Source organism: Streptomyces sp. 549 (assembly GCF_030124175.1).
Taxonomy (GTDB): domain Bacteria; phylum Actinomycetota; class Actinomycetes; order Streptomycetales; family Streptomycetaceae; genus Streptomyces.
In genome coordinates this window covers 198,470-219,479 of sequence record NZ_JASKMT010000008.1, presented here as the reverse complement: position 1 = coordinate 219,479, position 21,010 = coordinate 198,470, and the positions used below count along the sequence as shown (strand labels likewise).

The 21,010-nt window shown below is 72.2% G+C and carries 24 protein-coding genes; 7 read left to right on the top strand and 17 right to left on the bottom strand.

What is annotated here, in order from left to right; translation table 11 throughout:
• Window positions 1-241: 241 nt before the first annotated feature.
• Window positions 242-913, bottom strand: coding sequence for a DNA-3-methyladenine glycosylase (locus QNO07_RS12825; protein ID WP_283991970.1), 672 nt, complete (start codon window positions 911-913; stop codon window positions 242-244).
• A gap of 37 nt (window positions 914-950) precedes the next feature.
• Between QNO07_RS12825 and QNO07_RS12820 the strand changes: the two genes are divergently transcribed.
• On the top strand, window positions 951-1,733 hold the full coding sequence (locus QNO07_RS12820; protein WP_283991987.1) for a sporulation protein: 783 nt from the start codon (window positions 951-953) through the stop codon (window positions 1,731-1,733).
• A 16-nt stretch (window positions 1,734-1,749) separates the two neighbouring features.
• Here the strand turns inward: QNO07_RS12820 and QNO07_RS12815 are convergent, their stop codons facing one another.
• Window positions 1,750-2,199 (bottom strand): barstar family protein, encoded by a 450-nt coding sequence (locus QNO07_RS12815; protein ID WP_283991968.1) that lies wholly within the window; start codon window positions 2,197-2,199, stop codon window positions 1,750-1,752.
• A complete protein-coding gene (locus QNO07_RS12810; RefSeq protein ID WP_283991966.1) occupies window positions 2,196-2,624 on the bottom strand; it encodes a guanyl-specific ribonuclease in 429 nt (142 codons plus the stop codon). The genes QNO07_RS12815 and QNO07_RS12810 overlap by 4 nt, the downstream gene beginning before the upstream one ends.
• 79 nt (window positions 2,625-2,703) lie before the next feature.
• On the opposite strand from QNO07_RS12810, the gene QNO07_RS12805 reads away from it, so the two are divergent.
• Together QNO07_RS12805 and QNO07_RS12800 are read left to right on the top strand one after the other, a co-directional pair.
• Window positions 2,704-3,243, top strand: a complete 540-nt coding sequence (locus QNO07_RS12805; RefSeq protein WP_283991964.1) for a YbhB/YbcL family Raf kinase inhibitor-like protein — start codon at window positions 2,704-2,706, stop codon at window positions 3,241-3,243.
• A 213-nt stretch (window positions 3,244-3,456) separates the two neighbouring features.
• The gene (locus tag QNO07_RS12800; protein ID WP_283991963.1) at window positions 3,457-3,966 is read left to right on the top strand and encodes an HNH endonuclease; all 510 of its coding nucleotides are present in this window, start codon (window positions 3,457-3,459) and stop codon (window positions 3,964-3,966) included.
• Window positions 3,967-4,037: 71 nt separating this feature from the next.
• On the opposite strand, the gene QNO07_RS12795 is transcribed toward QNO07_RS12800, so the two are convergent.
• The 3 genes from QNO07_RS12795 to QNO07_RS12785 all read right to left on the bottom strand — a co-directional run bounded on the left by QNO07_RS12795 (window position 4,038) and on the right by QNO07_RS12785 (window position 6,305).
• Entirely contained in the window at window positions 4,038-4,976 is a 939-nt protein-coding gene (locus QNO07_RS12795; protein ID WP_283991961.1) for an SPFH domain-containing protein, read from the bottom strand.
• A 61-nt stretch (window positions 4,977-5,037) separates the two neighbouring features.
• Entirely contained in the window at window positions 5,038-5,403 is a 366-nt protein-coding gene (locus QNO07_RS12790; RefSeq protein WP_502961828.1) for an NfeD family protein, read from the bottom strand.
• Between the two features lie 110 nt (window positions 5,404-5,513).
• Entirely contained in the window at window positions 5,514-6,305 is a 792-nt protein-coding gene (locus QNO07_RS12785; protein ID WP_283991959.1) for an ABC transporter ATP-binding protein, read from the bottom strand.
• A gap of 117 nt (window positions 6,306-6,422) precedes the next feature.
• Here QNO07_RS12785 and QNO07_RS12780 point away from each other — a divergent pair, with 117 nt between their 5' ends.
• On the top strand, window positions 6,423-7,211 hold the full coding sequence (locus tag QNO07_RS12780) for an Rv1486c family protein (RefSeq protein ID WP_283991956.1): 789 nt from the start codon (window positions 6,423-6,425) through the stop codon (window positions 7,209-7,211).
• 119 nt (window positions 7,212-7,330) lie between these two features.
• Here QNO07_RS12780 and QNO07_RS12775 read toward each other — a convergent pair whose 3' ends face one another.
• The 5 genes from QNO07_RS12775 to QNO07_RS12755 all read right to left on the bottom strand — a co-directional run bounded on the left by QNO07_RS12775 (window position 7,331) and on the right by QNO07_RS12755 (window position 11,553).
• A complete protein-coding gene (locus QNO07_RS12775; RefSeq protein WP_283991955.1) occupies window positions 7,331-8,548 on the bottom strand; it encodes an IS110 family RNA-guided transposase in 1,218 nt (405 codons plus the stop codon).
• A gap of 310 nt (window positions 8,549-8,858) precedes the next feature.
• Window positions 8,859-9,098 (bottom strand): chaplin, encoded by a 240-nt coding sequence (locus QNO07_RS12770; RefSeq protein WP_283991954.1) that lies wholly within the window; start codon window positions 9,096-9,098, stop codon window positions 8,859-8,861.
• A 228-nt stretch (window positions 9,099-9,326) separates the two neighbouring features.
• Window positions 9,327-9,572 carry a chaplin gene (locus QNO07_RS12765; RefSeq protein WP_283991985.1) on the bottom strand — a complete coding sequence of 82 codons (246 nt, stop codon included), beginning with the start codon at window positions 9,570-9,572 and terminating at the stop codon, window positions 9,327-9,329.
• A 171-nt stretch (window positions 9,573-9,743) separates the two neighbouring features.
• The gene (locus tag QNO07_RS12760; protein WP_283991953.1) at window positions 9,744-10,388 is read right to left on the bottom strand and encodes a response regulator; all 645 of its coding nucleotides are present in this window, start codon (window positions 10,386-10,388) and stop codon (window positions 9,744-9,746) included.
• Window positions 10,381-11,553, bottom strand: a complete 1,173-nt coding sequence (locus QNO07_RS12755) for a GAF domain-containing sensor histidine kinase (protein WP_283991952.1) — start codon at window positions 11,551-11,553, stop codon at window positions 10,381-10,383. The genes QNO07_RS12760 and QNO07_RS12755 overlap by 8 nt, the downstream gene beginning before the upstream one ends.
• A 346-nt stretch (window positions 11,554-11,899) precedes the next feature.
• On the opposite strand from QNO07_RS12755, the gene QNO07_RS12750 reads away from it, so the two are divergent.
• Window positions 11,900-12,475, top strand: a complete 576-nt coding sequence (locus QNO07_RS12750) for an aggregation-promoting factor C-terminal-like domain-containing protein (protein ID WP_283991951.1) — start codon at window positions 11,900-11,902, stop codon at window positions 12,473-12,475.
• Between the two features lie 137 nt (window positions 12,476-12,612).
• Here QNO07_RS12750 and QNO07_RS12745 read toward each other — a convergent pair whose 3' ends face one another.
• On the bottom strand, window positions 12,613-15,243 hold the full coding sequence (locus tag QNO07_RS12745) for an FHA domain-containing protein (protein ID WP_283991950.1): 2,631 nt from the start codon (window positions 15,241-15,243) through the stop codon (window positions 12,613-12,615).
• Between the two features lie 274 nt (window positions 15,244-15,517).
• Between QNO07_RS12745 and serB the strand changes: the two genes are divergently transcribed.
• A complete protein-coding gene (gene serB, locus QNO07_RS12740) occupies window positions 15,518-16,759 on the top strand; it encodes a phosphoserine phosphatase SerB (RefSeq protein ID WP_283991949.1) in 1,242 nt (413 codons plus the stop codon).
• 83 nt (window positions 16,760-16,842) lie between these two features.
• Here the strand turns inward: serB and QNO07_RS12735 are convergent, their stop codons facing one another.
• From QNO07_RS12735 to QNO07_RS12720, 4 genes are all read right to left on the bottom strand, one after another.
• Window positions 16,843-17,361 (bottom strand): SixA phosphatase family protein, encoded by a 519-nt coding sequence (locus QNO07_RS12735; protein ID WP_283991948.1) that lies wholly within the window; start codon window positions 17,359-17,361, stop codon window positions 16,843-16,845.
• Window positions 17,362-17,464: 103 nt separating this feature from the next.
• On the bottom strand, window positions 17,465-17,677 hold the full coding sequence (locus QNO07_RS12730; protein WP_283991947.1) for a hypothetical protein: 213 nt from the start codon (window positions 17,675-17,677) through the stop codon (window positions 17,465-17,467).
• 169 nt (window positions 17,678-17,846) lie between these two features.
• A complete protein-coding gene (locus QNO07_RS12725) occupies window positions 17,847-17,963 on the bottom strand; it encodes an SGM_5486 family transporter-associated protein (RefSeq protein WP_283991946.1) in 117 nt (38 codons plus the stop codon).
• A 16-nt stretch (window positions 17,964-17,979) separates the two neighbouring features.
• The gene (locus QNO07_RS12720) at window positions 17,980-19,293 is read right to left on the bottom strand and encodes a CynX/NimT family MFS transporter (protein ID WP_283991945.1); all 1,314 of its coding nucleotides are present in this window, start codon (window positions 19,291-19,293) and stop codon (window positions 17,980-17,982) included.
• A 112-nt stretch (window positions 19,294-19,405) separates the two neighbouring features.
• Here QNO07_RS12720 and QNO07_RS12715 point away from each other — a divergent pair, with 112 nt between their 5' ends.
• Window positions 19,406-20,101: a FadR/GntR family transcriptional regulator gene (locus QNO07_RS12715; RefSeq protein ID WP_283991943.1), complete on the top strand. Its 696-nt coding sequence runs from the start codon at window positions 19,406-19,408 to the stop codon at window positions 20,099-20,101.
• 129 nt (window positions 20,102-20,230) lie between these two features.
• Here QNO07_RS12715 and fabI read toward each other — a convergent pair whose 3' ends face one another.
• Entirely contained in the window at window positions 20,231-21,010 is a 780-nt protein-coding gene (gene fabI, locus QNO07_RS12710) for an enoyl-ACP reductase FabI (RefSeq protein ID WP_283991942.1), read from the bottom strand.

The following is a 21,010-nucleotide window of genomic DNA, read 5'->3' as shown; positions in this document are numbered from 1 at the left end:
AAGGAACGGACGCTTCCTTCGGATTCCCTTCCGGGCCTCCTCCGGGCGCTTCCCTTCGGTGTTCACCACTTTAGAGGATTTCCCGCCGGACTCCTAATCGAGTCCTTCCGTTCATTTTCGGCGAACCAAAAACAAACCCTCATCGGGTCACTCTGCGTAGTGTGTGCCGCCTCAGGTCCACGTCTGCTCGGTCCGATGGACCGAGGCCTTCGTGCTTCCTGCTTCAGCGGCTCGGACTACGTTAGGCGTCCCGCCTGTCCGAGTCAAGTCGCTTCTCCCGCCGACGGGGTTGGTGGGCCCGGTAGGGGCTGACGGTGGGGTCGCTGTCGATCCAGAACCTCCACGGGTGAGTCGCTCCGGCGCCGCCCACGCCGGTGCGCGGGCCGCTGCGCACCCGCTCCCGCGGGACCGCCTCCCCCGCGAGCACCTGGAGCGGCGAGTCGTCCGCGCCCGAGCAGACGTCGGTTCCGTTCAGTTCCCGGTCGACGCCCAGAGCGGTGGCCAACCGGGCCGGGCCTCGTGCCAGTTCCGCGTCCCTGCGGGCCGTGGCGCGCCGGGCTCGGGCCCATTCGTGGGACGACAGCACCTCGCCGGCCCGCAGGAGAACCCCGGCGGCCGTTCCCTGCGTCTCACAGACGAGGTTGAGGCAGTGCCACATTCCGTAGGTGAAGTACACGTAGGCGTGACCGGGAGGGCCGAACATGACGGCGTTGCGCGCGGTACGGCCGCGGAAGGCGTGCGAGCCGGGGTCGCGCTCACCGGCGTACGCCTCGACCTCGGTCAGTCGGAGGGCGAGGGGCCCTTCGTCGGTGGACCGCACCAGGACGTGGCCGAGCAGATCGGGTGCCACCTCCAGTACGGGCCGGTCGAAGAAGGTGCGTGGCAGGGCAGTACGGTCACGGCCAACGATCATGTCGCTCGAGCGTAGTCGAGTGTCGGGGAAGGACGAGATGGCCATCAAGAAGCTGTTCGCGAGTGTGGGGATCGGCGGGGCCTCGGTGGAGACGGTGCTCACCGAGCCCAACGTGCTGCCGGGCGGTGTGGTGCACGGCGAGGTCCGGATCGAGGGCGGCAAGGTGCCGCAGAACGTCCAGGGGCTGTCCGTCGGTCTGCAGGCGAAGGTGGAGGTGCAGACCCAGGACGGCGAGGCGCTGCGGAACATGGAGTTCCACCGGGAGCAGCTCGGCGGCGCGTTCGAACTGCAGCCGGGGGCCGTGCACGTGGTGCCGTTCGGGTTGAGCGTGCCGTGGGAGACGCCGGTGACGATGTTCCTGGGCCAGCCGCTCAGGGGCACGCAGATCGGGGTCACCACGCAGCTGGACATCGCCCGTGCGGTGGACTCCACGGACCTGGACCCCGTCAACGTGCACCCGCTCCCCGCACAGCACGCGCTGCTGGAGGCGTTCGGCTCTCTCGGGTTCCGCTTCAAGAGCGCCGACATGGAGAAGGGCAGGGTGCACGGCACCCGTCAGCAGCTGCCCTTCTACCAGGAGATCGAGTTCCACGCCCCGTCGCAGTACCGGGGGCTGAAAGAGGTGGAGCTGACCTTCGTGGCGGACGGGCGTGCCATGGACGTCGTGCTGGAGATGGACAAGAAGCCCGGCCTGTTCAGCAGCGGCAGCGACTCCTACCGCTGCTTCCAGATGGACCTGGAGGGCTTCGAGCAGACCGACTGGGTGGCGTACCTCAACCACTGGCTGGCGGAGGTCGGCGGCAAACGCAACTGGTTCTGATCCACCGTGATCCCGGTCAGGCCAGCAGCACCGTCATCGGGGTGTCGCGGGCGGACCAGTAGGCGACGGCCGCGGACAGCACGTCCGCGGCCGTCGCCGCGTCCGCGGGCGCGGCGCGCTGGAAGTCGCCCCACGAGCGCAGGACCAGCAGGTATCCGTCCGCCTCGCCCCACCAGGAGAGGTCGGTCAGGCAGTCGGCGAACGCGTCCCAGTTGCGGCCGAACCAGTCGGGCAGGTCCAGTGCGCGGGAGCAGCGGTCGAAGAAGGCGTCCCGGTCGCGGGTGCCGGCCAGCTCGGCCTGCGCGACGCGGCGGCCGGGGGACGCGGCGGTGACTGCCGGGTCCGTGAGGTCCGGCAGGCCCGCGGCGGACTGGGACAGGTGCCAGCGGTAGAGACCGGGCGGCAGCGAGCCGTCGAGCAGCCCCTCCAGGTCCGCGTCCGGCAGAGGGAGTGGGGGCTCGGTCATGGTTGCACCACCGCCTTGAAGCTCTCGTAGTGGTCACTGGTCCAGTAGCGCTCGCCGTCCCGGCCGGCGACGATGCGGCGGGCGCCGCGGTCGCGGGCACCCGGGGTGCGGACGGTGTACTCGCGGTAGTGGCCGCGCTGCTTCGCAGGCAGCCGGCGTTCGAAGTTGCCGAAGACGGAGTCGTCCTTGCCGTACGGATAGGGGCCGCCCTCGTCGATGAGCCGCAACGTCTCCCTGGCCTCCGGCGGCAGCCGGTCCGGGGTGACGGTTTCCATGCCCTCGGCCCAGGCGGGCGTGGCGGCGGCGCCCGGGGACGTGGGCGCGGAGGCCGCCGGGGCCCGGTCACCGGGGTCCGCACCCGGGGCGCAGCCGGTGAGCAGCAGGACGGACGCCGTGAGGCAGGCGAGCAGCAGCTTTCTCAGCACCCCGCCATGCTGCCAGGAGCATTGCCGGCGGCTGGTTAGGCTGGCCGGGTCAGCGATTCGCGATCAGGAGGGTTCACCCGTGACCGGTCAGCAGCGCGCACCGCTCCCCCACGACTTCCATCCGCCGGTGTCGTCGTTCACCGTGGTGAGCGACGACCTTGTGGAAGGCGGCACGTTGGGTGAGGCGCAGGCGCAGTCGGGCGGCGACTCCTCACCCCACCTGCGGTGGGAGGGTTTCCCCGCCGGCACGAAGAGCTTCGCCGTGACCTGCTTCGACCCGGACGCTCCGACCGGCAGCGGCTTCTGGCACTGGTCGGTCTTCAACATCCCGTGGACGGTCACCGAGTTGCCCGCCGGTGCCGGCGACGCCCAGGGCAAGGGCCTGCCCGAGAGCGCCGTGCAGGTGCGGAACGACTACGGCAGCCGGGAGTTCGGGGGTGCCGCACCGCCGCCCGGTGACGGTCCGCACCGCTACGTCTTCACCGTCTACGCGGTGGGCGAGGAGGAGTTGGGGCCGGACGCGGACGCGTCCCCCGCGGTGGTCGGCTTCAACCTGCGGTTCAAGGCGATCGGCCGTGCCCAGTTGGTCGGGGAGTACGAGGTCCCGGCCGGGTCCTGACCGGTCCGACTCCTTGCGACCGCTTCCGCCGAATCGGGGCGGCCCCCTTCGGGCGGGCCGCCCCGGTTCGCGTTCCCTGGCCGGTCGGAGCCGCGTTCCCACCGGCCTGTCATCTGCCGTACACCCGGGGGAAATTGCGTTGTCCACCACGGAGGGCACCGGCACAGTGGTGCTCACCCGCCGCGGGGGCGGGCGAACGGGGAGGTGGACGGGATGCGCGAGACGCTGGTTCTCAACGCGAGCTTCGAACCGCTGTCGACGGTGTCGCTGCGGCGGGCCGTGGTGCTGGTGCTGCACGACAAGGCCGTGGTCGAGCAGGCGCATCCCGGGCTGCGGGTGCGGGCGGCGGGACTGGAACTTCCGGTGCCGCAGGTGGTCCGGCTGCGGCGCTATGTGCGGGTGCCGTTCCGACAACGGGCCTCCTGGTCGCGGCGCGGTGTCCTGGTACGCGACCGGCACCGGTGCGCGTACTGCGGGCGGCGGGGCACCACCGTCGACCACGTGGTGCCGAGGTCGCACGGCGGCCAGGACACCTGGCTGAACACGGTGGCGGCCTGTGCGGAGGACAACCACCGCAAGGCGGACCGGACTCCCGCCCAGGCCGGGATGCGACTGCTGACCCAGCCGTTCGAGCCGACCCCGGCGGACGCGCTGCTGCTGGCGCTGAACCTGCGGCACGGGGACGCGCTGCCGGAGTGGCTGGCGCTGCCCGCGACCGCGTAGGCGTCCGGCATCACATGGCTCTGCCCCGGCGCTTCGGGCACCGGGGCAGAGCCATGTGTGCGGGGTCGCGGTCAGTCGATGGACGGTCGCTCGGTGGGCGGCTTCACGCTTTTGGAACCGCCGCCCCCGCCTCCGCCGCCACGGAAGCCGTCCAGCGCGCCGCCGAGTCCCTTGAGCGCGTCGCCGATCTCGCTGGGCACGATCCACAGCTTGTTGGCGTCGCCCTCGGCGATCTTCGGCAGCATCTGGAGGTACTGGTACGACAGCAGCTTCTGGTCCGGGTCGCCCGCGTGGATCGACTCGAAGACGGTGCGGATGGCCTGGGCCTCACCCTCGGCGCGCAGCGCTGCGGCCTTGGCGTCACCTTCGGCGCGGAGGATCTCCGACTGCTTGTGGCCCTCGGCCTGGAGGATCTCCGACTGGCGCACACCTTCGGCCTGGAGGATCGCGGCGCGCTTGTCGCGGTCGGCGCGCATCTGCTTCTCCATCGAGTCCTGGATGGAGGTCGGCGGCTCGATGGCCTTCAGCTCGACGCGGTTGACGCGGATGCCCCACTTGCCGGTGGCCTCGTCGAGCACGCCTCGCAGCGCCGCGTTGATCTCCTCGCGGGAGGTCAGGGTCCGCTCCAGGTCCATGCCTCCGATGATGTTGCGGAGCGTGGTGACGGTGAGCTGCTCGATCGCCTGGATGTAGCTGGCGACCTCGTAGGTGGCGGCGCGGGCGTCGGTCACCTGGTAGTAGATGACGGTGTCGATGTTCACGACCAGGTTGTCCTGGGTGATCACCGGCTGCGGGGGGAACGGGACGACCTGCTCGCGGAGGTCGATCCGGTTGCGGATCGTGTCGATGAACGGCACGACGATGTTGAGGCCCGCGTTCAGCGTGCGGGTGTACCGGCCGAACCGCTCGACGATGGCGGCGCTGGCCTGCGGAATGACCTGAATCGTCTTGATGAGTGCGATGAAGACCAGCACCACCAGGATGATCAGCACGATGATGACGGCGTCCATCGCGTCCCCCTGGGTTCTCGTTTGGCTGTACTGAGTGTGACTGTTCCGTTGGAGACCGCCATCACATCACGACGGCGGTCGCTCCGTCGATCTCCACCACGTCGACCCGGCTGCCCGGTTCGAAGGAGCCGGACGTGTCCAGGGCCCGCGCGGACCACACCTCACCGCCGATCTTGACCCGGCCCCCGTGCAGGTCGACCCGCTCCAGGACCACGGCGTGCCGGCCCTTCAGCGCGTCGACGCCGCTGGCCAGTTCGGGCCGCTCGGCCCGCATCCGCTTGGCCACCGGGCGCACCACGACGATCAGCGCGGTCGAGACGAGGGCGAACACCACCACCTGGGCGACGGCCCCGCCGCCCAGGGCGGCGGTGATCGCGCCCGCCACGGCTCCGACCGCCAGCATGCCGAACTCCGGCATCGCGGTCATCACCAGCGGGATGCCCAGCCCTACTGCTGCTACCAGCCACCACACCCATACGTCCACAAGGTCAATGGTAGAGGCGGTGACGCCGCGGCGACAGAGCGCACGCTCCGGTGTCAGCCGAGCGGAAGGCCCTGGGCGGCCCAGCGCGATCCGCGGCGCTCCACCACGAGCGGAAGGCCGAAGCAGCGTGACAGGTTCTGCGAGGTCATCTCGGTCTCCAGCGGCCCGGCGGTGAGCACCTGGCCCTGCCGGATCATCAGCACGTGGGTGAAGCCCGGCGGGATCTCCTCGACGTGGTGGGTGACCATCACCATGGAGGGGGCGTACGGGTCCTGGGCCAGCCGGCCCAGGCGCCGCACCAGGTCCTCGCGCCCGCCCAGGTCGAGCCCGGCGGCGGGCTCGTCGAGCAGCAGCAGCTCGGGGTCGGTCATCATCGCGCGGGCGATCTGGGTGCGCTTGCGCTCGCCCTCGGAGAGCGTGCCGTACTCGCGGTCGAGGAAGTCGCTCATGCCGAGCCGGTCCAGGAACGCGCGGGCGCGGTCCTCGTCGACGGCCTCGTACGTCTCCTGCCAGCCGGCGGTCATGCCGTAGGCGGCGGTCAGCACGGTCTGGAGCACGGTCTGACTGCGCGGCAGCTTCTCGGCGAGCGCGCTGCCGGCCATGCCGATGCGCGGACGCAGGTCGAAGACGTCGACCCCGCCGAGCCGCTCCCCGAGGATGGTCGCGCTGCCGGTGGTGGGGAAGAGGTAGCTCGAGGCCAGGTTGAGCAGCGTGGTCTTGCCTGCGCCGTTGGGCCCGAGGATGACCCAGCGTTCCCCCTCCTTGACCGCCCAGGAGACGTCGTCCACCAGAGCCCGGCCCTCGCGGACCACGGATACGTCCACCAGCTCCAGTACATCGCTCATGAGCGCGTTGTCTCCCATGCAGTCGCGTTTGTCCGTACCGGTGGGCACGGTCCCCAGGGAAAACCTACGCCACCCGTCCGGCTGCTCCGCCGCCAGGCTTGTACCTAAGGTGGGGGGATGCTCGAGGAACCACGTTCGGGGCGGTTGGCCGCCTGGGGTAACGCACTGCTCGCCGGGGAGGTGTCGCCGGACGAGGCGGCTGCCCGGATCGCCGGCGAGGACGCCGCGCACCGCGTCGCGGGACTGCCCGCGGAGGACGCGTCGGTGGGGTGGACGCTGGCGCTGGGCCGGCTGCGCGCCCTGGGCGCACAGGGGCTGCGGGTGGCGCTGCCCGCGCCGGGGCATCCGCTGGGGCTGAGCGGGCCACCGGAGTTCAACGCACGGGCGCTGGACGCCGGCGAGGCGGTCGTGGTGGCCGGGACGGCGCTGGGCCTGGTGCCGGAGGTGCGCACGGCCGGTCCGGCCGGTGACGAGCACGTGGAGGTGGTCTGGGCCTGCCTGCCCGTGCGGGAGGCGCCGCCGGCCGACGTGCCGTCGCTCGGCGAGGCGGAACGCGAGCTGACCGAGGCGCTGCAGGAGGCCACACAGGCGCTGGCGCGGTTGGAGGTCGGTGGTTCCGGCGCGGTGGCGCGCGCGGCGCTGGAGGCGTACCAGGCGCGGGCGGCGGCGGACCGGCAGTTGCTCGCGCCGGGGTATCCGCCGCGGGCGGTGCGGGTGCTGGAGCTCGCCCAGCGGGTGTCGGCCCTGATGGCGATCGCCCGCGGACCGGAGCACGGGGCTGCGGTGAGCGCGTCCGAGATGGCGGCCCGCTCGCAGGCGCTGCGGCCGGTCGAGCGGTCGGCCCGGCGGGCGCAGGTCGCCGCGTACAACGCCTTTGCGGAGGACGCGCAGCGGCGGCGCGGCTGACGCCGGTCGGCACACGGGCGGATGCGGCGGACACGGGGGCCCCGCGGACCGTGGGGGGTGCCTCTATGTCTTTCGTCAAGGCACCCTTGCCGGGTTTTGGGTGGTTCGGGTTGCTGGGGTTATGCGGCGAGCTCGACGGCTCTGGGTGTGCGGGATTCGTAGAAGGTGCCGTCGCGGAGCATGGCGAACAGGACGCTGATGCGTTGGCGGGCGAGGCGGAGGAGGGCTTGAGTGTGGGTCTTGCCGCGGGCTCGTTGGCGGTCGTAGTAGGTGCGGGAGGCGGGATCGGCGTTCATGCAGGCGAAGGCGGAGAGGAACATGGCGCGTTTGAGCTGCCGGTTTCCACCTCGGGGTGCGTGTTCGCCGTGGATGGAGGTCCCGGACGACTTGGTGGTGGGGGCGAGGCCGGCGTAGGAGGCGAGGTGGGCGGCGGTGGGGAAGCTGGTGCCGTCGCCCACGGTGACCAGCAGGACGGCAGCGGTCCTGACGCCGACGCCGGGCATCGAGGTCAGGACCGGGGAAAGAGGGTGGGCCTCCAGCAGGGTGCTGATCTGCGCCTCCAGGGCCCGGCGCTGGTCGTGGACGGCTCCCAGCGAGCGGGCCAGCGAGGGGATGACGGTGTCCAGGGTGCCGGTCCCGGGGACGATGACGCTCTGCTCGTCCAGGGCGTCGAAGACGTCGTCGATCAGCCGGGCGGCCATGCGCGGGGCCTTGGGCCGGATCACTTCGACGAGCCGGCGGCGGCCGGCTTTGCGCAGGGCGGCCGGGGACCCGTAGCGCTCCAGCAGCCAGGTGACGGCCTGGTGATCGAGGCGGGGGCCCAGGACTCGTTCCAGGCTGGGGTGGAACTGGGTGAGTAGGCCGCGTATCCGGTTGGAGGTGCGGGTGGCCTCGGCGGCGAGGTCCTGGTCGAAGCCGACCAGGACGGTCAGCTCGGCAGTGATCTCGTCGGTCAGCTCCAGGGACCGCAGGGTGTGGGGCATGGTGCGGGCGGCGTCCGCGATCACGGCCGCGTCCTTGGCGTCGGTCTTCGCCTCGCCCGGGTAGACGTCGGCGATCCGCCGCATGGCCAGTCCGGGCAGGTAGGCGACCTGGCAACCCGCGTCCCGAGCGACGGTCAGCGGCAGAGCGCCGATCGAGGCGGGCTGGTCCACGATGACGAGGACGGTGCCGAACTTCGCGGTCAGCTTGTCGAAGACGGCCCGCAGCTTCGGTTCACTGTTGGGCAGCGGCTTGTCGAAGACCTTCTTCCCAGCAGGGGTCAGCCCGTGGCCGTGATGTGTGCTCTTGCCGACGTCCAGGCCCAGGAACACGCCCACGTCTTCGGTGTCGAACATCGCACCCTTCCAGCGCAGTCGAACGTGCCGGCCTCGGCGGTGGTGTCGTACGCGCGCATCCACGTTATGCAGACCTACTCGCCCGCGAACCGTCCGGCATCGCGCCGGACCGGGCGGTGGCCGGACCTCTCATCAGCGTCTCCGACGGCACCTCCCGGGCCCGGTGACACCACCCCCCAGGTCATCTGATCGACAGGGGGCAACAGTCATGCCGGGCCCGGAGGCCAGCGGCCCCATTGCAGGACCGCGAAAAACATAACGGGGCGGGTTCTAACGGTCTGCGGGGCCCTCGCGCTGCGGCGGGTGGCGGTCAGTCGTTGAACGCCTGGTTGCCGAAGGTCGGGTTGAGGCCGCCGATGGCGGTGACGGAGTTGCCGACCACGTTCACCGGGATGTGCACGGGCACCTGGACCAGGTTGCCGGAGCCGACGCCCGGCGAGTGGGCGGCCTGACCGGCGGCGGACGCGTCGGCGAGTGCGGCACCGGCGGAGGCGCCGACGGCGACACCGGCAGCGGCGACGGCGAAGGCGGCCTTCTTGGCAGCGTTCATGGGAAGTGATCCTCCTGGTTGCGGTTCACGACTCCCCGGGGGAGTCACACGGGGAGAAACGCCGCCGGACCGTGCACGACACGGCCGAGGGGCGCGAAGCGCCCGTTTGGAGCATCGTTCGGCACTCCGGCGCACGCCCGCGAGCGCACTCCGGTCCCCTGCCTGCGCGGGGCCGGCCCCCGGGCTGTGCCCGGGGGCCGGGGGCGCGGACGGGCCGCGCCCGTGCGCTCACTTGTTGACGCAGAAGTTGCCGAAGGCGGGGTTCAGCAGGCCGATCACCGAGACGGTGTTGCCGCAGGCGTTCACGGGGACGTGCACCGGAACCTGGACCAGGTTGCCGGAGCCGACGCCGGGCGAGTGGGTGGCGCTGCCACCGGCGTGCGCCCCACTGGTCGCCGCGGCCGCACCGGCGGCAGCGGCGACGAGACCGCCGGCAGCCATCGTGACGGCCGTGACCCTCTTCAGGTTCTTCACTATCTTGACCCTCCTTGCCATCGCCGCGGCCAGTCGCCGCAGCACGCCCTGAAGAACGGGACGGGCCCCCGGAAGGATGCGCAGATAGGACGACAACCACACGACGGTATGAATTTCAGGCCGCAGCCTGACAGCGCATCCAGCGGGTGTTGGGTCTCCAGCTGTTGAAAGTCAGCTGGTCAGACCGTGCCGAACGGCCCACAGCGCCGCCTGGGTGCGGTCGGACAGGTCGAGTTTCATCAGGATGTTCGACACGTGTGTCTTGACGGTCTTCTCCGACAGCACCAGGGCCCGCGCGATCTCCCGGTTGGAGCGGCCGTCGGAGATCAGACACAGCACCTCCCGCTCCCGGTCGGTCAGCGCTCCGACCCGGCCGGGGCCGCCGGGCGGGTTCTGGTCGGTGAGCAGCGCGCGGGCCACCTCGGGCTGCAGCAGCACGTGCCCGGCGTGCACGGAGCGGATCGCGGCGGCCAGCGCGTCCGGGTCGACGTCCTTGTAGACGTAGCCCGCCGCCCCGGCGCGCAGGGCCGGCACCGCGGTGCGCTGCTCGGTGAAGCTGGTGACGACGAGCACCCGCGCCGCGCTGCCCAGCTCCCGCAGCCCGCGCAGCGCGTCCAGGCCGTCCGAACCGGGCATCTTCAGGTCCATCAGCACCACGTCCGGGTGCAGCTCCCCGGCGCGGGCCACGCCCTCGTCGCCGTCGGCTGCCTCGCCCACGACCTCGATGTCGTCCTGGACCTCCAGGAACGTGCGCAGCCCTCGCCTGACCACCTGGTGGTCGTCGACGAGCAGCACGCGGATCTTCCGGTCAGCCACCGGGCACCTCCATCTCGATCAGGGTGCCCTTGCCGGGGGCGGAGCGCACCGCGAGTGTGCCGCCGACGCCCGCGGCGCGGTCCCGCATGGACACCAGCCCGAGGTGGCGGCCGGCCCGGCGCACCGCGGAGGGGTCGAACCCCGTCCCGTCGTCGCTGACCCGCAGCACCGCTCCTGCCCCGTGCCGGTGCAGGGTGACGGCGACGCGGTGCGCGTCGGCGTGCCGCAGGGCGTTGTGCAGGGCTTCCTGGGCGACGCGGAGCAGCGCCTCCTCCTGGCCGGCGGGCAGTGCCCGCACGCCCTGGCTGTCGAAGGTGACGGCGGCGGTGTGCGCGCGGTCGAGCACCTGGACCTGGGTGCGCAGGGTGGCCACCAGTCCGTCGTCGTCGAGGGCGGCCGGCCGCAGCTCCACCACCGCGGCACGCAGTTCGTCGGCCGCCTCGGCGGCGAGCCGGGTGACCTCGTGCAGCTCGGCCCTGGCCCGGCCGGGGTCGCGGTCGACGTAGGCGGCCGCGGCCTGCACGGTGAGCCGCAGCGAAAAGAGCTTCTGCGCCACCGCGTCGTGCAGTTCGTGAGCGATCCTGGCCCGCTCACCGGCGATGGTGAGTTCCCGGCCCCGCTCGTAGAGGCGGGCGTTGGTCAGGGCGATCGCGGCGTGCTCGGCGAGCAGGCGCAGCAGTTCCTCGTCCTCGGCGGTGAAGGCGCACCCGGTGCCCGCCGCGCGGTCGGCGGGGGGCGGGTGGGGCGGGGACGGGTCGCAGCGCTTGTTGGCAAGGAAGAGAGCGCCGAGCACCTCGTCGCCGTCGGCGATCGGCATGCCGAGGAAGTCGGTGAGTTCGGGGTGCGCCTCCGGCCAGCCCTCGAAGCGCGGGTCGTCGCGCACGTCGGCGAGTCGCTGGGGGGCTGCCTCCTTGAGCATGGCGGCCAGGACGCCGTGCTGGCGCGGCAGCGGGCCGATCGCCTTCCACTGCGCGTCGGTGACGCCGTCCACGACGAACTGCGCGAAGCCGCCGCGGTCGTCCGGCACGCCGAGCGCGGCGTACTCGGCGTCCAGCAGGTCCCGGGCCGAGCGGACGATCGTCTGCAGCACGTCCCTCACCTCCAGGTGCCGGTTCATGGCCAGGAGGGCTGAGCTGACGGCGGACAGCCCGGTTCGGAGCACCATGCGCTCACCGTACTCGCGGCGGTGTGCGAGTGGATCAGCCGCTCGCCCCGGGCCGCTGGTCCTAGGCCGCCCGGCGCCGGTCACCCCGGGTGATTCTTCGGTGGTGGTGAGTGAGCGGAGGGCGGCGCTGCTGTGAGGCCGCGCACAGGACGCAGATCACTTACGAAGCGGCTTAGTGGGGTGCGGGTGCCTGGTGATCGCGGGGTAGCGCCTGCGGCGACCCCCAGAACGCGAGGTGATTCCACTAGTTGACTTAGTAAATGTCGGCTTTGCCCCGCATGTGGCGCGATGCCCACACTGGCCGACGGCGCAGGGAAGCTGCGTCGACCCGAACCGGAAGGCACCCATGCCCGTCGCCACCCCCTCCCCCGTCCGCCGCACCCGTTCCCGGCGCGCCGCGGCCGGCCTCGTCATGGCGGGAACCGTGACCGCCTCGCTGTCCGCGCTGGTCGTCCCGGCACAGGCCGCCCAGCCGGTGCAGCTGCTGCCGACGAGGGCCGAGACGATGCCGGTCACCGCGGACGCGCTCCGCAAGGGAGTCGGGGCGCTGCCCGCGCAGGAGCGGGCCGCCGCCTCGCAGCCCGCCGACGGTCAGCGCGCGAGCCGCGCCGCCGGCCGCGCGGAGCTGCCCGCAGGCACGCCGCAGCAGCTGGCCAGGCAGGTGGCCGGTGGGGACGCCGAGTTCCGTTGCTTCGCCAACATCGTGGAGCGGGAGAGCGGCTGGGACCACACCGCGCAGAACCCGAGCAGCGGAGCCTACGGCCTGGTGCAGGCGCTGCCGGGCGACAAGATGGCCTCGGCCGGATCGGACTGGCGCACCAACCCCGCCACCCAGATCGAGTGGGGCATGGAGTACATGAAGGACCGCTACGGCAGCGCCTGCGGCGCCTGGTCCTTCTGGCAGCAGAACCACTGGTACTGAGCCGGACGCGGCACCGACCGGCGACCGGCGGCGGCTCGGCGGGCCCCGGACCCCGGGTCGTCGCGCCGCACCGCTCGCACAGGACGGCGGCGGCACCCCTTCGCGGGTGCCACCGCCGTCCTGTGCGCGGTCGCGGGTTACTTGCGCATGACCTCGGGCTCGTGCCGCCGCAGGAAGCGGGCCACGACGATGCCGCACAGCACGGTCATCGCCAGCAGCACGCCCATGTTGAGGAACCACTGGCTCAGCTCGTGGTCCCACAGCGGGTCGGGGTTCTCCCGGTCCCACGGCAGCAGCACGTTGAGCTGCACGGTGTTGCCCATGCCGGCGACCGCCCACCGCGAGGGCATCAGCCAGGAGAGCTGCTCGACGCCGAAGGTGTCGTGGATCTGGAACAGCACGCCGGTGAAGACCACCTGGACGATGGCGAACATGACCAGCAGCGGCATGGTCTTCTCCGCGGTCCGCACCAGCGAGGAGATGATCAGGCCGACCATCATCGAGGCGAGGCCCAGCGCGATGACGACCAGCGTCATCTCGATCGCCGGGGTGTTCTCGAAGAGCAGGCCCTCGGCCGGCATGTCGCGCGGCAGGAAGCCGATGGCGCAGAGAATGACGCCCTGGAACGCGGTGATCAGGCCGAGGATGATGACCTTCGACATCAGGTACGCCGAGCGGGACAGGCCCGTGGCGCGTTCCCGTTCGTAGATCACCCGTTCCTTGATCAGCTCGCGCACGGAGTTCGCCGCGGCGGAGAAGCACATGCCGACCGAGAGGATCAGCAGGATGGTGCTGGCGTCGCGGTTGGTGAAGGTCGGCGGCTTGCCGAAGCCCAGCCCGTTGTCGGACGGGATCACCACGCTGACGACGCCGAGGACCGCGGGCAGGATGACCATCAGCGCCAGGAAGCCGCGGTCGGAGGCGATGACGGAGGCGTAGCGCCGCATGAGCGTCCACAGCTGCGAGCCCCAGCTCTGGGGTTTCTGCAGCCGGCCCTGGCGCTGCTGCTGCGGGTCGACGGGCTGGGCGGCGACCGCGTCGATGTCCGCGGCGTAGAGGCGGTAGTGCTCGGAGCCGCGCCAGCGGCCCATCCAGTCGTAGTCGCGGTAGTTCTCGAAGGCGGAGAAGACGTCCGCCCAGGTGTCGTAGCCGAAGAAGTTGAGTGCCTCCTCCGGCGGGCCGAAGTAGGCGACCCCGCCGCCCGGCGCCATGACCAGCAGCTTGTCGCACAACGCCAGCTCGGCGACGGAGTGCGTCACCACCAGCACGGTCCGGCCGTCGTCCGCCAGGCCGCGGAGCAGCTGCATGACGTCGCGGTCCATGCCCGGGTCGAGGCCGGAGGTGGGCTCGTCCAGGAAGATCAGCGAAGGCTTGGTGAGCAGCTCCAGGGCGACCGAGACCCGCTTGCGCTGCCCGCCGGAGAGCGAGGTGATGCGCTTGTCGGCGTGGATGTCGAGCTTCAGCTCGGCGAGCACCTCCTCCACGCGGGCGTTGCGCTCGGCCTCGGCGACGTCACCGGGGAAGCGGAGCTTGGCCGCGTACCGCAGGGCGGTGCGGACCTTCAGCGCGGTGTGCAGGATGTCGTCCTGCGGGACCAGGCCGATGCGGTGCCGCAGCTCGGCGAACTGCTGGTACAGGTTCCGGTTGTCGTACAGCACCTCGCCGTGGTTGGCCGGGCGGTAGCCGGTAAGCGCCTTCAGAAGGGTGGACTTGCCCGACCCGGAGGGGCCGATGACCGCCACCACGGACTTCTCCGGCACGCCGAAGGAGACGTCGTCGAGGATCGTCTTGCCGCCGTCGACCTGCACGGTGAGGTGGCGGGCCGCGAAGGACACCTCACCGGTGTCGACGAACTCCTCGAGCCGGTCGCCGACCAGGCGGAAGGTCGAGTGGCCGACGCCGACGATGTCCTGCGGGCCGATCTGCTGGCGCCCGTTCTTGGGCAGCTGCCGGCCGTTGAGGTAGGTGCCGTTGTGGCTGCCGAGGTCGTGGATCTCGAACCGGCCGTCGGGCCCGGCGAGGAACTCCGCGTGGTGCCGGGAGACCTGCAGGTCGGAGACGACCAGCTCGTTCTCCAGGGCGCGGCCGATGCGCATCACCCGGCCGAGCGCCAGCTGGTGGAACGTCGTCGGGCTGCGGTCGCCGCCCATCGCCGGTACGGGAGCGGCCGGACCGCCCTGCGGTGGCACCGCGGCCTGGCCGTCCGCGGGCCCCTGGGGCCAGCCCGCCTGCTGCGGCGCCTGGTACTGCGGGGCCGCGTGCTGGGGGTGCTGGGCCCGGGGGGCCTGCTGGGCCTGCTGGTAGGAGGGCGCCGCGGCGTGCTGCTGGGGCGGCTGCTGGTAGTGCTGCTGATACTGCTGCGGCGGCGCCTGGTAGTGCTGCTCAGGGGCCTGCGGCGGCCAGTCGGCAGCCGGGGCGGCCTGCTGGGCGGCGCCCTGCGGCCCGGCCGAGGGCGCCTGCGCGCCGCCGCCGGTAAGGGTCAGCTGCGGGCCGTCGTTTGCGTTGCCCAGGTGCACCACAGCCCCCGGGACCAGGTCCACCTGCTGGACGCGCCGGCCCTGCGCGTACGTGCCGTTGGTGCTGCCGTGGTCCTCCAGGAGCCAGTTCTGCCCACCCCAGCGCACGGTGGCATGCCGCCACGAGACCCTCGCGTCCTCCAGTACCAGGTCACCCTGCGGATCACGGCCCAGGGTGTAGGACCGGGACGGGTCGAGCTCCCAGGTCCGTCCGTTCAATTCCAGTGCGTGTTCCGACACTCCATGCCCCACAAAGTTGTCCCCCGAGCTGCCCCCGATGGAGGGGTCTAGGGATGGTGAACATCGTGGGGGAACTATTCCAGGCCCGCGCCCCCGACAGGAAGTCGGCCCGGGTATCGGAACGCACCGATTCCGGCCAATCACCCGATAACCGCCCCCCGCAGAGCGACGGAGCGGGTGCGCGGGGGCCGGCCCGGCAGGCCGGTCGGCTGAGGGATCGCACCGACGTCCGGGGAGCGGACACGCTTAGGCCCCGCGGCCCGGCGCCCGATACCGTGTAAGGACCATGAGCGCATCGCTGACTTCCCCGCCTCCGACCGGCGCGACCGGCCCGGACACGCCCACCCTCCTGGTCAAGATCTTCGGCAAGGACCGCCCCGGCATCACCGCCGGGCTCTTCGACACCCTCGCCGCCTACGCGCTCGACGTCATCGACATCGAGCAGGTCGTGACGCGGGGACGCATCACCCTGTGCGCGCTCGTCACCGCCCCGGACGGCAGTGGGGAGGGAAGCACCGAGGGCGCGCTGCGCGCCACCGTGCACAGCTGGGCCGACTCGATGAAGCTCCAGACGGAGATCATCTCCGGCCGCGGCGACAACCGCCCGCGCGGCACCGGCCGTTCGCACGTCACCGTGCTCGGCCACCCGCTCACCGCGGAGACCACCGCGGCCATCGCGGCCCGCATCACCGGCACCGGCGGCAATATCGACCGCATCTTCCGACTCGCCAAGTACCCCGTCACCGCAGTGGAGTTCGAGGTGTCCGGCGCCCAGACCGGCCCGCTGCGTACGGCGCTGGCCACCGAGTCGGCCGCTCTGGGCGTGGACGTGGCCGTCGTCGCCTCCGGCCTGCAGCGGCGCGCGCAGCGCCTGGTGGTGATGGACGTCGACTCCACCCTCATCCAGGACGAGGTCATCGAGCTGTTCGCCGCGCACGCCGGATGCGAGGAGAAGGTCGCCGAGGTGACGGCCGCCGCCATGCGCGGCGAGCTGGACTTCGAGCAGTCGCTGCACGCCCGGGTGGCGCTGCTCGCCGGGCTGGACGCCTCGGTCGTCGACAAGGTGCGGGCGGAGGTCCGGCTCACGCCGGGGGCCCGCACGCTGGTGCGCACGCTGAAGCGCCTCGGCTACCAGGTCGGTGTGGTCTCCGGCGGCTTCACCCAGGTCACCGACCACCTGCAGGAGCAGCTCGGGCTGGACTTCGCGTCCGCCAACACGCTGGAGGTGGCCGACGGCCGGTTCACCGGCCGGGTCACCGGTGAGGTCGTCGACCGGGCCGGCAAGGCGCGGCTGCTGCGGCGCTTCGCGGAGCAGGCCGGGGTGCCGCTGTCGCAGACGGTCGCCATCGGCGACGGCGCCAACGACCTGGACATGCTCAACGCGGCCGGGCTCGGTGTGGCCTTCAACGCGAAGCCGCTGGTGCGCGAGGCCGCCCACACGGCCGTGAACGTGCCCTTCCTGGACACCGTGCTGTACCTGCTTGGCATCACGCGCGAAGAGGTCGAGGCTGCCGACACCCATGAGTGAGGCGGAACCCCGCGCACGTGGGGCCGCCCGGCGCGACGGGCCCGGCGGGCGGTCGGACACCGCCCGCCGGGCCGGCGCCCTCGTCAGCCGTTGGGCGCCCAGAAGTCGGTCAGGCGGGCCGTGCCGGGCTCCAGCGACTTCCACGGGCCCGAGTAGCTGAGCACGGCCACGGCCGACGTGGGGAAGCCGCGCTTCTCCAGGTGGGCGGCGGCCTCCTCCTCGGACTCGCCGGCCAGCACCTGGGCGAGGCCCTGGATACCGGGGTTGTGTCCGACGAGGAGCACCTCGCGGACATCGTCGGGCAGTTCGTTGAGCACCGCGATCAGGTCGCCCGGGGAGGCGTCGTAGAGGCGTTCCTCGTAGACCGTGCGCGGTCGGCGTTCCAGCTGCGGTACGGCCAGCTTCCAGGTCTCGCGGGTGCGGGCCGCGGTCGAGCAGAGGGTGAGATCGGGGTTCACGCCCTGGGAGGCGAGCCAGTCGCCGGCCACCGGGGCGTCCCTGCGCCCTCGCTCCGCCAGGGGCCGCTCGTGGTCGGCGACCTGCGGCCAGTCGGCCTTGGCGTGTCGGAGGAGGACCATCTTGCGAGGCACATCGACGCTCATGCCCCCAGCTTCCCACGAAACGCGCCGTGGGGCCCCTGCTGTTGACAGCCCCGGGCTGCTCCGGGCTCACCGCGCGCCCCGCCCGCGACGGACGGTCGGCGGCTCAGGCGGACAGTGCCTGCCGGAGCCGGCTGAGCAGCTCCTCCACCGGCACGACGGGGGTCGGCGAGGACGCCTGGGCCTCACCGCCGACGATCAGGAGGGCCAGCAGTGCCAGGAAGGTCAGCACGGGCAGAGCCAGCGCCCACCAGCGCAACCGGATGCCCGGCCCGGACGGAGCCGCGGGGGTGGGGCGGGTGTGCGCACGGGCCGTCATGGGGCTCGCCTCCGTCGGCTGTCGTCACCTTCGTGCTGGTGATTCGACGGTACGGAGCGGCGGGCGGCGTGCCCATCCGGTGATCCACCCACTCGTCCCTGAGCCTTACCCCCTAGGGGACCGGGGGCCAGCCCCACCATCCCTCACGGGAGCGGGTGAGCCCGCGGGCTCAGGGGGCGAGCAGGGAGGCGACCACGCCGATGAGGACGGACAGGCCGAGCATGGTTCCCAGCACGAGCAGCAGCTTCTTCTGACCGTTGCCGGGGTTCGGTTCGAGCACAGGCATGCCACCAGTGTCGCACTCAGTCGCCGTCCTCGATGCAGCGGTCCCGGCCCGCGACGACACCCACCAGGATCTGCACGGTCATGAGGGAGGCCATCAGCAGCAACGGGGCCTGCCAGCCGCCGGTGCTGTCGTGGAGCGCGCCGACGAGCAGCGGTCCGGGAATCGAGATGAGGTAGCCGGTGCTCTGCACGAACGCGGAGAGGCCCGCCACCCCGGCGCTGGTCCTGGCCCGCATGCCGATCATGGTGAGGACGAGCGGGAAGGCGCAGTTGGAGACGCCCAGCAGCAGGACCCAGGCCCACGCCCCGGCTGCGGGGGCGAGCCACAGTCCGGCGTAGCCGCCGAGGCCGCACAGGCCGAGCACCACGACCAGCGGTCCCTGGTGGGACAGCCGGGCGGCGACCCGCGGTAGCACGAAGGACAGCGGTATGCCCAGCCCCATGGTGACGGCGAGCAGCAGCCCGGCGGTGCCGGCGGGCAGCCCCGCGTCCCGGAAGATCTGCGGAAGCCAGCCGAGGGTGACGTAGGCGGCGGTGGCTTGGAAGCCGAAGAAGGCCCCGAGCGCCCAAGCCGTCGCGGACCGCGTGATGCGCGGCGGCGGGCCCGCCGGCGTGTCCTGGGGCGTGGCGCCCTCGGAGGCACCGGCGGGCGGCACCACCGCCGGACCGGGCGCCGGACGGCGGGATCGGAGGAGGACGGCGGTCCAGGGCAGCAGCGCGAGGGCGCCCAGCACGGCCCACAGGCCGAGGCCGGCGCGCCAACTGCCGCCGAGGGCGGAGGCGGCGGGCACGGTCAGCGCGGCGGCGGCCGAGGTCCCCAGTGCCAGGGACATCGAGTACAGCCCCGTCATGCTGCCGACACGGTCCGGGAACCAGCGCTTGACGATGACGGGCATGAGCACGTTGCTGACGGCGATGCCCGCCAGGGCGAGCGCGCTGGTCAGCAGGAAGACGCCGGTGCCGCCGGCCAGGGGGCGCAGCGCGAGGCCCGCGGTGACGGCCGCCATGCCGGCGAGCACCACGGCGGTCGGGCCGTAGCGGCGGGCGAGGCGCGGCGCGACACCGCCGAAGACGGCGAAGCACAGGGCGGGCATCGAGGTGAGCAGCCCGGCGACGGTCCCGGACATGCCCAGGCCGTCGCGGACCTCGGCGAGCATCGGTCCCAGTCCTGACACGGCCGGGCGCAGGTTGAGCGCGATGAGCACCAGTCCGGCGACGACTAGCCGCAGCGTCCAGGGCGAGGCGAGGGCACCGGCGGCAGCGCTCCGCGGACGCTCGCGGTCGCCCTCCTGCGCGGAGGTGCGGTGGGTCAGCCGGTTCTCGTGGGACATGCCCACCATCATAGAATCATGGGATGAATCACCTCCCCCGCCCCCGGCGGTGGGGAGCGTCCCGGCCCGCCCCGGGCTCGTCCCGGCCCCTTGACCTCCGCAGGAGTTGCCCATGCCGCTGTCGTCGCCCCGCCGCTCCGCGCTCGCCACGCAGGTGATCGACACGCTGCGGGGGCAGATCACCTCCGGCGAGTGGCCGGTGGGCAGCCGCATCCCCACCGAACCGGAGCTGGTGGCCCGGCTCGGCGTGGCCCGCAACACCGTTCGGGAGGCGGTGCGGGCGCTGGCGCACAACGGGCTGCTGGACATCCGCCAGGGGTCGGGAACCTACGTGGTGGCCACCAGCGAGCTGGCCGGCGTGATGCACCGGCGGTTCGCCGGCGCCGACCCCCGGCACGTCGCAGAGCTGCGCGGCACCCTGGAGGCGGAGGGCGCCCGGCTCGCGGCGCTGCGACGTACCGAGTCCGACGTGCGGCGTCTGGAGTCCCTGCTGGAGCGGCGGGAGGCCGCCTGGGAGTCGGGCGACGTGGAACGCTTCGTGCAGGCCGACGCGACGCTGCACCTGGCCGTCGTCCAGGCCTCGCACAACGAGGTGCTGACGGCCGTGCACGCGGACCTGGGCGCGGTGCTGCGCGACCATCTGCGACACGACGTGGGCGGGCGGCTGCGCCCGGCCGACCGGCTGGACCACTCCCGCATGGTGGCCGCGATCCGGGCGGGCGACGCGGAGACGGCGGCAGCCGAGGCCGGCTCGTACGCCAGGCACTGCCGCGGCGCGTCACCGGCGATTGGTCCGGAAGCGGGTTGATCCTGGAGCGGGTTGATCCTGGAGCGGGTCGCCCCCGGGGGGAAGCACGGCAGGCCCGCACCCGTGAGACTCCGGGCGCAGGCCTGCTGTGGTGCTGTGCTGTGCTGTGCTGCGACGAGGACGTACGGGTCAGGCGCCCATCATGTGCACGCCGCCGTCGACGTGGACGATCTCACCGGTGGTCTTGGGGAACCAGTCGGAGAGCAGCGCGACCACACCGCGGGCCGCGGGCTCGGGGTCGGTGAGGTCCCAGCCGATGGGGGCGCGGGTCTTCCACACGTCCGCCAGGTCCTCGAAGCCCGGGATCGAGCGGGCGGCCATCGACTTGATCGGTCCGGCCGAGATGAGGTTGCAGCGGATGTCCTTCTCGCCCAGGTCGCGGGCGAGGTAGCGCGAGGTCGACTCCAGGGCGGCCTTGGCGACGCCCATCCAGTCGTACTTGGGCCAGGCCACCTGCGCGTCGAAGTCCATGCCGACGACCGAGCCGCCGCGCTGCTCCAGCAGCGGGAGCAGGGCCATGGTGAGCGACTTCAGCGAGAAGGCGGAGACCTCGACGGCGGTGGCCACCGACTCCCACTCGGTGTTGAGGAAGTTGCCGCCCAGGGCGTCCTGCGGGGCGAACCCGATGGAGTGCACCACGCCGTCCAGCCCGACGCCCTCACCGAGGTGCGCGGTGACAGCGGCGGCCAGCCCGTCGAGGTGCTCCTTGTTCTGCACGTCCAGCTCGATCACGGGGGCTTCCTTGGGGAGCCGCTTCGCGATGCGCTGCACCAGGCTGAGCCGGCCGAAGCCGGTGAGGACGACCTCGGCGCCCTCCTCCTGGGCGAGCCTGGCGACGTGGAAGGCGATCGAGGCGTCCGTGAGGACACCCGTCACGAGGATGCGCTTGCCGGCGAGAAGTCCACTCAT

Bases quoted from the DNA above. Each gene is read 5' to 3' on its own strand.
- QNO07_RS12825 (WP_283991970.1), bottom strand. From the start codon at position 913: ATGATCGTTGGCCGTGACCGTACTGCCCTGCCACGCACCTTCTTCGAC.
- QNO07_RS12820 (WP_283991987.1), top strand. From the start codon at position 951: ATGGCCATCAAGAAGCTGTTCGCGAGTGTGGGGATCGGCGGGGCCTCG.
- QNO07_RS12815 (WP_283991968.1), bottom strand. From the start codon at position 2,199: ATGACCGAGCCCCCACTCCCTCTGCCGGACGCGGACCTGGAGGGGCTG.
- QNO07_RS12800 (WP_283991963.1), top strand. From the start codon at position 3,457: ATGCGCGAGACGCTGGTTCTCAACGCGAGCTTCGAACCGCTGTCGACG.
- QNO07_RS12795 (WP_283991961.1), bottom strand. From the start codon at position 4,976: ATGGACGCCGTCATCATCGTGCTGATCATCCTGGTGGTGCTGGTCTTC.
- QNO07_RS12790 (WP_502961828.1), bottom strand. From the start codon at position 5,403: ATGACCGCGATGCCGGAGTTCGGCATGCTGGCGGTCGGAGCCGTGGCG.
- QNO07_RS12785 (WP_283991959.1), bottom strand. From the start codon at position 6,305: ATGAGCGATGTACTGGAGCTGGTGGACGTATCCGTGGTCCGCGAGGGC.
- QNO07_RS12780 (WP_283991956.1), top strand. From the start codon at position 6,423: ATGCTCGAGGAACCACGTTCGGGGCGGTTGGCCGCCTGGGGTAACGCA.
- QNO07_RS12775 (WP_283991955.1), bottom strand. From the start codon at position 8,548: ATGTTCGACACCGAAGACGTGGGCGTGTTCCTGGGCCTGGACGTCGGC.
- QNO07_RS12770 (WP_283991954.1), bottom strand. From the start codon at position 9,098: ATGAACGCTGCCAAGAAGGCCGCCTTCGCCGTCGCCGCTGCCGGTGTC.
- QNO07_RS12755 (WP_283991952.1), bottom strand. From the start codon at position 11,553: ATGGTGCTCCGAACCGGGCTGTCCGCCGTCAGCTCAGCCCTCCTGGCC.
- QNO07_RS12750 (WP_283991951.1), top strand. From the start codon at position 11,900: ATGCCCGTCGCCACCCCCTCCCCCGTCCGCCGCACCCGTTCCCGGCGC.
- serB (WP_283991949.1), top strand. From the start codon at position 15,518: ATGAGCGCATCGCTGACTTCCCCGCCTCCGACCGGCGCGACCGGCCCG.
- QNO07_RS12735 (WP_283991948.1), bottom strand. From the start codon at position 17,361: ATGAGCGTCGATGTGCCTCGCAAGATGGTCCTCCTCCGACACGCCAAG.
- QNO07_RS12730 (WP_283991947.1), bottom strand. From the start codon at position 17,677: ATGACGGCCCGTGCGCACACCCGCCCCACCCCCGCGGCTCCGTCCGGG.
- QNO07_RS12725 (WP_283991946.1), bottom strand. From the start codon at position 17,963: ATGCCTGTGCTCGAACCGAACCCCGGCAACGGTCAGAAGAAGCTGCTG.
- QNO07_RS12720 (WP_283991945.1), bottom strand. From the start codon at position 19,293: ATGTCCCACGAGAACCGGCTGACCCACCGCACCTCCGCGCAGGAGGGC.
- QNO07_RS12715 (WP_283991943.1), top strand. From the start codon at position 19,406: ATGCCGCTGTCGTCGCCCCGCCGCTCCGCGCTCGCCACGCAGGTGATC.
- fabI (WP_283991942.1), bottom strand. From the start codon at position 21,010: ATGAGTGGACTTCTCGCCGGCAAGCGCATCCTCGTGACGGGTGTCCTC.